This is a genomic window from Neisseria sp. P0022.S010, from assembly GCF_051956635.1.
In genome coordinates this window covers 1-8,060 of record NZ_JBQCXF010000116.1, presented here as the reverse complement: position 1 = coordinate 8,060, position 8,060 = coordinate 1, and the positions used below count along the sequence as shown (strand labels likewise).

Annotated in this window: 8 protein-coding genes; 3 read left to right on the top strand and 5 right to left on the bottom strand. The window is 53.2% G+C overall.

Annotated elements, in window-relative coordinates; all coding sequences use genetic code 11:
* From ACTHUT_RS10955 to ACTHUT_RS10935, 5 genes are all read right to left on the bottom strand, one after another.
* A partial coding sequence (locus tag ACTHUT_RS10955; RefSeq protein WP_440418797.1) for a bifunctional ornithine acetyltransferase/N-acetylglutamate synthase occupies positions 1–745 on the bottom strand: 745 nt, incomplete at its 3' end.
* Between the two features lie 42 nt (positions 746–787).
* Positions 788–1,486: an LrgB family protein gene (locus ACTHUT_RS10950; protein WP_070630428.1), complete on the bottom strand. Its 699-nt coding sequence runs from the start codon at positions 1,484–1,486 to the stop codon at positions 788–790.
* Positions 1,486–1,830, bottom strand: a complete 345-nt coding sequence (locus tag ACTHUT_RS10945; protein WP_049328555.1) for a CidA/LrgA family protein — start codon at positions 1,828–1,830, stop codon at positions 1,486–1,488. Before ACTHUT_RS10945 ends, ACTHUT_RS10950 begins: the two co-directional genes overlap by 1 nt.
* Positions 1,831–2,015: 185 nt before the next feature.
* Positions 2,016–2,762 carry a HesA/MoeB/ThiF family protein gene (locus ACTHUT_RS10940; protein ID WP_440418798.1) on the bottom strand — a complete coding sequence of 249 codons (747 nt, stop codon included), beginning with the start codon at positions 2,760–2,762 and terminating at the stop codon, positions 2,016–2,018.
* Between the two features lie 49 nt (positions 2,763–2,811).
* The gene (locus ACTHUT_RS10935) at positions 2,812–3,276 is read right to left on the bottom strand and encodes a cyclic pyranopterin monophosphate synthase MoaC (protein WP_440362788.1); all 465 of its coding nucleotides are present in this window, start codon (positions 3,274–3,276) and stop codon (positions 2,812–2,814) included.
* A 187-nt stretch (positions 3,277–3,463) separates the two neighbouring features.
* Here ACTHUT_RS10935 and ppc point away from each other — a divergent pair, with 187 nt between their 5' ends.
* The 3 genes from ppc to ychF all read left to right on the top strand — a co-directional run.
* Positions 3,464–6,166 carry a phosphoenolpyruvate carboxylase gene (gene ppc / locus ACTHUT_RS10930; protein ID WP_137040046.1) on the top strand — a complete coding sequence of 901 codons (2,703 nt, stop codon included), beginning with the start codon at positions 3,464–3,466 and terminating at the stop codon, positions 6,164–6,166.
* Between the two features lie 353 nt (positions 6,167–6,519).
* A complete protein-coding gene (locus ACTHUT_RS10925; protein ID WP_250599625.1) occupies positions 6,520–6,909 on the top strand; it encodes a hypothetical protein in 390 nt (129 codons plus the stop codon).
* A gap of 124 nt (positions 6,910–7,033) precedes the next feature.
* Positions 7,034–8,060 (top strand): redox-regulated ATPase YchF (gene ychF / locus ACTHUT_RS10920; RefSeq protein WP_440418796.1); only part of this gene is annotated, 1,027 nt, incomplete at its 3' end.

The following is an 8,060-nucleotide window of genomic DNA, read 5'->3' as shown; positions in this document are numbered from 1 at the left end:
TATTGTCGATTTCGCTCTGACCGCAACGGCCTGTCGCCATAATCACGAAGCTGTCGTTGGTGCTGGTATCGCCGTCCACGGTAATCGTATTGAAACTTTCGTCTGCGATTTCTTGCGTCATCAGCTGCAAAATCGGTTGGGACACTTTGGCATCGGTGGCGATAAACGACAACATGGTCGCCATGTTCGGATGAATCATGCCCGAGCCTTTGGCGATGCCGGTGGCGCGGACTGTGTGTTTTTCGCCGACCAAGCCTGTGCGTGAAGCGGCTTTTGGTACAGTATCCGTCGTCATGATGGCACGCGCCGCGTCCGACCAGAATGCAGGGCGTACTTGCGGCAAGGCGGCCACGATTTTATCCACAGGCAATGGCTCCAAAATCACGCCGGTCGAAAACGGCATAATCTGATTGGATTGGCAGCCGACCTGTTCTGCCGCCGCCGCGCACACTTTAATCGCGTCCAGACGGCCTTGTGCGCCGGTACCCGCATTGGCATTGCCCGTATTGATGACTAAGGCACACACGCCGTCTTGGTCAAACAGATGTGACTTGGCGATATGCACCGGCGCGGCGCAGAAACGGTTTTGCGTAAACACCGTACCCACTGTATGTCCGCCGCCCAACACCATCAGCGTCAAATCGTCGCGGTCTTGTTGCTTGATGCCGGCACGACCTGTAAACAGACGGATGCCGTCGATTTCCAACAATTCGTCTGCACGTTTTTCAGTCAAATTCACAGCCATATCATTTTCTCCTGTTTACACTATTTTCAGACGGCCTAAACGCTATACGCCCAATAAGGGAATCAAGATAGGCACCAATATCGCCGTCAACACGCCGTTGAGCGTCAAGCCCAAGCCGGCATACGCGGCCATACGGCGGCCGTATTCCAAAGATGCCGCAATACCCATCGCATGTGAGGCCGTACCCAAAGACATTCCCACTGAAGAAGGCATATACAATGCTCCTTTCAACACTTTATATCCGGCCATCTGTCCAAAAAGTCCGGCAATAATCACCGTTGCCGCCGTAATTGCCGGAATACCGCCGATAGACGCCGTGATTTCAATCGCAATCGGATTCGTCACGGATTTTGAAGCCAGCGACAGAATCACTTCGCGCGAAGCGCCCAGCCATTTGGCAAAATACACGCCCGTAACAATGCCTGTCACGCTGCCCGCCAACTGCGACAACACCACTGGCAACCACTGGCTGCGGATACGGTCCCAATTTCGATAAAGCGGCACGGCCAGCAACACGACTGCCGGTTTCAACCAAAAATCAATAAAGCGCGAAGCAGAATGATACAGCTCGTAATCGATGGCAAATACCTTCAAATACCCCATCAACACCAGCGTACTGATCAATACCGGATTACACAGCACATTCCCCGTGCGCGTCCGAATATGCACCGCCAAAGCATATACGGCCAAAGTCAGGAACAGCATGACTGAGGGCATGCGCAACAGCCCGTCTATATTCATCACATCCGCCTCCTGACCCACTCATGCACTTTGCCGGTCACCAACAATACGCAGATCGTACTGCCGATTGTGGCCGTCAAAATTGAAAACCAGTCGTTTGCAATCACGTCCAAATAGCTGATGACGGCCACGCAAGGCGGCACCAAAAACAAAGTCAGGTTTGCCATCAAAATGTCTGCCAGTTCTCCCACCCAAGACAATTTGACCCAGCCTGCCTGAAGCGCGGCAAACAGCAAAGCCATGCCGACAATACTGCCCGGCAGCTTCAACCCCAAAATCCAAACGGTTGCCTCGCCCAAAGCCAGGCAACCCAATACCACCAATAAGGCACGAATAATATTCATTAAGCCGGTTTCTCCTTATCCCTTTTCAGACGGCCTCAAAAAATTTATTAATCATTGAATCATATCGTGCCACAGGCCGTCTGAAAAGGGAAGAAACGCCTTCCTTCAAGTTTAATGAAAGATAAGTATGATTACTCTAGCGGATTGGCTTAGGCAATGTCGAAACCCCTACCCTGCTTTTGTCTTTAACGGCCGCCGCAAACCGGGCATTCGGGATTGTGTTTCACCCCGTATTGCTGCCATTTTCCGCTCAACGCGTTGTAGGTAGAAAGTTTGCCGTGCGACGGCGTACCGATACCGATCAGCACTTTAAGCGCTTCGGCGGCTTGGGTCGTTCCGATAACGCCGACCAATGGCGAAAAAACGCCGAACAATGCACAAGCACCGTCGCTGGCTTGTTCGCCGTCAAACAGGCAGGCATAGCAAGGCGTATCGGGAAGATCGGGACGGTACACGGCGATTTGTCCGTCAAAGCCGACGGCCGCGGCGGAAACCAAAGGCGTGCGCGTGGCAACGGAGGCGCGGTTGACTGCTTGGCGTGTGGGATAATTGTCGGAACAATCGAGGATGATGTCGGCGGCGTTTGCCAATTCGACAAGCCTGGCCTCATCGAGAAATTCGGCAATGGCTGTAATGTGTGTTTGGCTGTTGATCTGTTTCAGACGGCCTTGCATCACCAAAGCCTTATTTTTACCGATGTCGGCTTCAGTAAACGTGATTTGGCGTTGAAGATTGGTCTCGTCGATGGTATCGGCATCGGCAATCGTCAGGCTGCCGATACCGGCGGCGGCAAGATACGGCAAGGCCGCCGCACCCAGCCCGCCGCAACCGACAACAAGCACATGGGCAGCCAAGAGTTTTTCTTGGCCTTCGATACCGATTTCGTCAAGCAAGATATGGCGGCTGAACCGCAAGAGTTGTTGATCGTTCATCATAATAATAAGGCCGTCTGAAACCCAATGTTCAGACGGCCTGAGTGATTTAGAAATTAATATTTTCGTATGCGTTGTCAAACAGGAAAGGACGGCCTTCGCTGCTGGTTTCGGATTCGAGGCGGATGCCGCTGAGCATCATATTGCGGTCAACGTCTTTCATCATGTCGTAAACGCTCAAGAGCGCCAAATTGAGGCCGGTCAAAGCTTCGGTGGCAATGCTGCCGTTGCTGTGCGCTTGAACGGTCAGCGTGGCCTTCAGGCAGGCCAACTCAACGTTAATATCGAAATCAACCTGCACGCCGATGATGCGGCCGGGCAGGTGCAGCGGAATCAGGTTGGCAGTCTGTTTGATGCTCTGAATGGCGGCAACGCGGGCAATGGTCAGGATACTTGCCTTTTCGGTGGCATTCTCTATCAACATCCTTATCGCCTGCTGGCTCATGTTGATAGTGCCGACGGCGACGGCGGTGTGTTGCTCAGGAAAATCGGGTTGGTTGGGAAATTCAATCATGGGTTTCTCGCCTCTGTTTTGATGGGCAATATTTTACGGCATTTTACAGACAGCGACCACGCGGCGGATACAGACGGCCGTTTTCCGGTTTGAAATGTATCGGGTGTTACCATTGGCAGTTTATAAAAATCTGCTATACAATGGATTCACGATACACCCAAATTAACATTTAAATAAGAGAAAAATCATGCAACTGCATATCTTGAATAATCCAAAAGATGCCGCTCTGGCAGCGGATGCGGAATTTTTAAAACAGTCTCTTTTCAATCTGCTGCATGAGGAAGCGTCGCCTTTGGTGGTCGAAACCGTTAAGCTATTATCGACTTCAGACGACAGTGCTGCCCTGATTGAGAAGGTGTTGCCGCAATTGGACGAACAACAAACCCACGATTTAACCTTGGCCTGCGGCCTGTTCGCGCAGATTTTGAACATCGCCGAAGACGTACACCACGAACGCCGCCGCCAAATCCACGAAGAGGCCGGACACAACAGTGCCGAAGGCAGCCTGACGGAAACCGTGCGCAAGCTCAAAGCCGGAAAAGTCAACGGCAAAGCGGTGCAGCAACAACTGGACAACACGGTCGTTACCGCCGTTTTGACCGCGCACCCGACCGAAGTACAACGTCAAACCGTCTTGAGCTTCAACCGCCGCATCCGCGCGCTGCTGCCGCAACGCGAACGCTGCACCAACCCCGAAGCACTGGCTCAGTTGCGCCGCGAAATCGACACTGTCCTTTTGGGCCTGTGGCAGACCAGCGAAACGCGCCGCCACAAACTCAGCGTCAACGACGAAATTAACAACGGTGTATCCATCTTCCCAATGAGCTTCTTTGAAGCCCTGCCTAAACTCTACCGCACAATGGAACGCGATTTTCAGACGGCCTATCCCGGCGTCCACGTTCCGAATATCCTCAAAATCGGCGGCTGGATCGGCGGCGACCGCGATGGCAACCCGTTCGTTTCTGCCGAAACCTTGCGTTTTGCGTTCAGACGGCATGCCGACGCAGTATTTCGCTTCTATCGCGGCGAACTCGACAAACTTTACCGCGAATTGCCGCTCTCCATCCGCCGCGTCAAAGTCAACGACGACGTGATGGCACTGGCCGCCCTCTCGCCTGACGAAGAAATCGCCCGCACCGAAGAACCTTACCGCCGCGCCATCGCCTACATCATGGCACGCGCTATGGGCAAAGCACGCTCACTCGGTTTGGGCATGGGCTGCAAATTCGGCTTCCTCGAGCCTTATGCCACGGTCGAAGAGTTCCTCAACGACCTGAAAAAACTGCAACGCTCGCTCCACGAAAACGGCAGCCAACTGCTGGCGGAAGGCCGTCTGGCCAATATTATCCGCAGCGTATCCGTGTTCGGCTTCCACATGATGCCGCTCGACCTGCGCCAACACGCAGGCAAACACGCCGATGTGGTTGCCGAGCTTTTCCAACATGCAGGCTTGGAAGACTACAACAGCCTGAACGAAGAGCAAAAACAAACCGCCTTATTGCGCGAATTGAGCCATCAACGTCCGCTGTACAGCCCGTTCATCACATACAGCGACCATACCCGCCACGAATTGGCAATTTTCAACGAAGCGCGCAAAATCAAAGACGAATTCGGTGAAGATGCCGTTACACAAAGCATTATTTCCAACTGCGAACAACCCAGCGACCTGCTCGCCTTGGCATTGCTGCTGAAAGAAAGCGGCCTGTTGGTGGTGGAAAACGGCAAACCGCACAGCCGCATCAATATCGTGCCTCTGTTTGAAACCATCGAAGCGCTCGAAAACGCCTGTCCGGTCATGGAAACCATGTTCCGTCTCGACTGGTATGATGCCCTGCTCGAAAGCCGCGGCAACATCCAAGAAATCATGCTCGGCTACTCCGACTCCAACAAAGACGGCGGCTACGTTACCAGCTCATGGTGTCTGTATCAGGCAGAGTTGGGCTTGGTCGAACTCTTCAAAAAATACGATGTCCGCATGCGTCTGTTCCACGGCCGCGGCGGCAGCGTAGGTCGCGGCGGCGGCCCATCTTACCAAGCCATTTTGGCGCAACCTGCGGGCAGCGTTGCCGGACAAATCCGCATTACCGAGCAAGGCGAAGTCATTACCGCCAAATACGCCGACCCGGGCAATGCCCAACGCAACTTGGAAACCTTGGTTGCCGCGACTTTGGAAGCCAGCATCCTGCCGGACAAAAAAGACCCTGATGCCAAACTGATGCAGGATTTGTCGGAAGTATCGTTCAAATACTACCGCGAACTGATTACCCATCCCGACTTCATCGACTACTTCCTGCAAACCAGCCCGATTCAGGAAATTGCCACCCTCAACCTCGGCAGCCGTCCCGCCAGCCGCAAAACCTTGGCGCGGATTCAGGACTTGCGCGCGATTCCGTGGGTATTCTCATGGATGCAAAACCGCCTCATGCTGCCGGCTTGGTACGGTTTCGGCAGCGCAGTGGAAACCTTGTGCGAAGGCAATCCCGACACACTGGCCGCCCTGCGCGAACACGCCCAAAGCAACCCGTTCTTCCAAGCCATGCTCTCCAATATGGAGCAAGTGATGGCGAAAACCGACATCACCTTGGCAGAAAACTATGCCGGCTTGAGCGAATCGCCCGATAAAGCAAAAGTCATCTTCGGCATGATCAAGGAAGAATACCAACGCAGCCGCAAAGCACTGCTCGACTTGCTGCAAACCGAAGAGCTCCTGCGCGACAACCGCAGCCTCGCCCGTTCGCTTGCCTTGAGGATTCCATACCTGAACGCCCTCAACGGCCTGCAAGTCGCCATGCTCAAACGCCTGCGCAAAGAGCCCGACAATCCGCACGCGCTGCTGATGGTTCACCTGACCATCAACGGCGTAGCGCAAGGTTTGCGTAATACCGGTTAAGGCAACACGGAAAAAAGGCCGTCTGAAACAATTTTCAGACGACCTTTAAACTAACTGCGAACCGCAGCAAAGGCTTTACCCACGAAACCCCATACCGTTTTTCAACCTGCTTACCCCTCTTCCCCTCTATTCATTTAACTTGCCCTGTATTTCAAACTATTACGGGCAACAGCAGATAATACACTGAAAAATCAAAGTGTTCACTTAAGTATGGCAACCGCTTCAGCATGATGGATGATCGACCTACTGACATACCTTACCGCAGCACTACCCCATACGCCGCACAATACGCTTTCAGACAACCCTAAGGCCGTCTGAAAACAAAAACATCTTACGCCAAGGCAACTATCATTATGTTTGACATTGTATTTATCTTGTTATTCGGCAGGCTTCAGCCTCACAAAACACCCGATTCATCCGACACGCCCTTCCCTTTTGGGCATTCGGCGGCAGGCTCGGCTTTAATTTATTTATGCATACGCATAGGGACAATCATCCTTCATGATTCGATTTCCGAAGCCATTAACAGCCTCCCCCTCATTCTGTTTCAAACAATCTGCATGTTCGGCTGTCTGGTTTTGTATTTCAAAATGTTGCGTACCGCATCCGACCCGAAATACCGTCAGATGATTTATTGGGTACTGGGCATTCTTTCAGGTTTGATCTTAAGCCTCCTGTCCGAAAAATTGTTTTATTTAACGGCTTTATTCATTTACTCATTCTTCGGAAGAACAATAAATTGAATGCCTGCCCCTCTTTTTTCAGACGGCCTTTTATCATAAGAACACCCCAGCATTGCAGCTGTTTTGAGTACCTCCACAATATGCTATAATTCGCCGTTAAACTTTTATCTTTTCAGGAAAAACCATGAGCTTGAAATGCGGCATCGTCGGCCTGCCCAACGTCGGCAAATCCACCCTCTTTAACGCGCTGACCCAATCGGGCATCGAAGCGGCGAACTATCCCTTCTGCACCATCGAACCCAACGTCGGCATCGTCGAAGTACCCGACCCGCGCATGGCGGAGCTGGCGAAAATCGTCAATCCGCAAAAAATGCAGCCTGCCATCGTCGAATTCGTTGATATTGCCGGCTTGGTTGCAGGTGCAAGCAAAGGCGAAGGCTTGGGCAACCAGTTCCTCGCCAACATCCGCGAAACCGACGCCATCGTCAACGTCGTGCGCTGCTTTGACGACGACAACATCGTCCACGTTTCCGGCAAAGTCGATCCGATTGCCGACATCGAAACCATCGGCACCGAATTGGCACTTGCCGATCTCGCCAGCGTCGAAAAAGCCATCGTCCGCGAAGAGAAACGCGCCCGCTCAGGCGACAAAGACGCGCAAAAACTGGTCGAACTGTGCAAAAAACTGCTGCCGCATCTGGACGAAGGCAAACCCGTCCGCTCTTTCGGCTTAGACGCGGAAGAACTCGCCATGCTCAAGCCGCTGTTCCTGCTGACCGCCAAGCCTGCCATGTATGTGGGCAACGTTGCCGAAGACGGTTTTGAAAACAATCCGCACCTCGACCGCCTGAAAGAATTGGCTGAAAAAGAAAACGCGCCCGTCGTCGCCGTTTGCGCCGCAATGGAGAGCGAAATCGCCGAATTGGAAGACGACGAAAAGGCCGAGTTCCTCGCCGAGATGGGCTTGGAAGAACCCGGCCTCAACCGCCTGATCCGCGCGGGCTACGACCTGTTAGGCCTGCAAACCTACTTCACCGCCGGCATAAAAGAAGTCCGCGCCTGGACCATCCACAAAGGCGACACCGCCCCGCAAGCCGCCGGCGTCATCCACACCGACTTCGAACGCGGCTTCATCCGCGCCCAAGTCATTTCCTACGACGACTTTGTCTCGCTCGGCGGCGAAGCCAAAGCCAAAGAAGCCGGCAAAATGC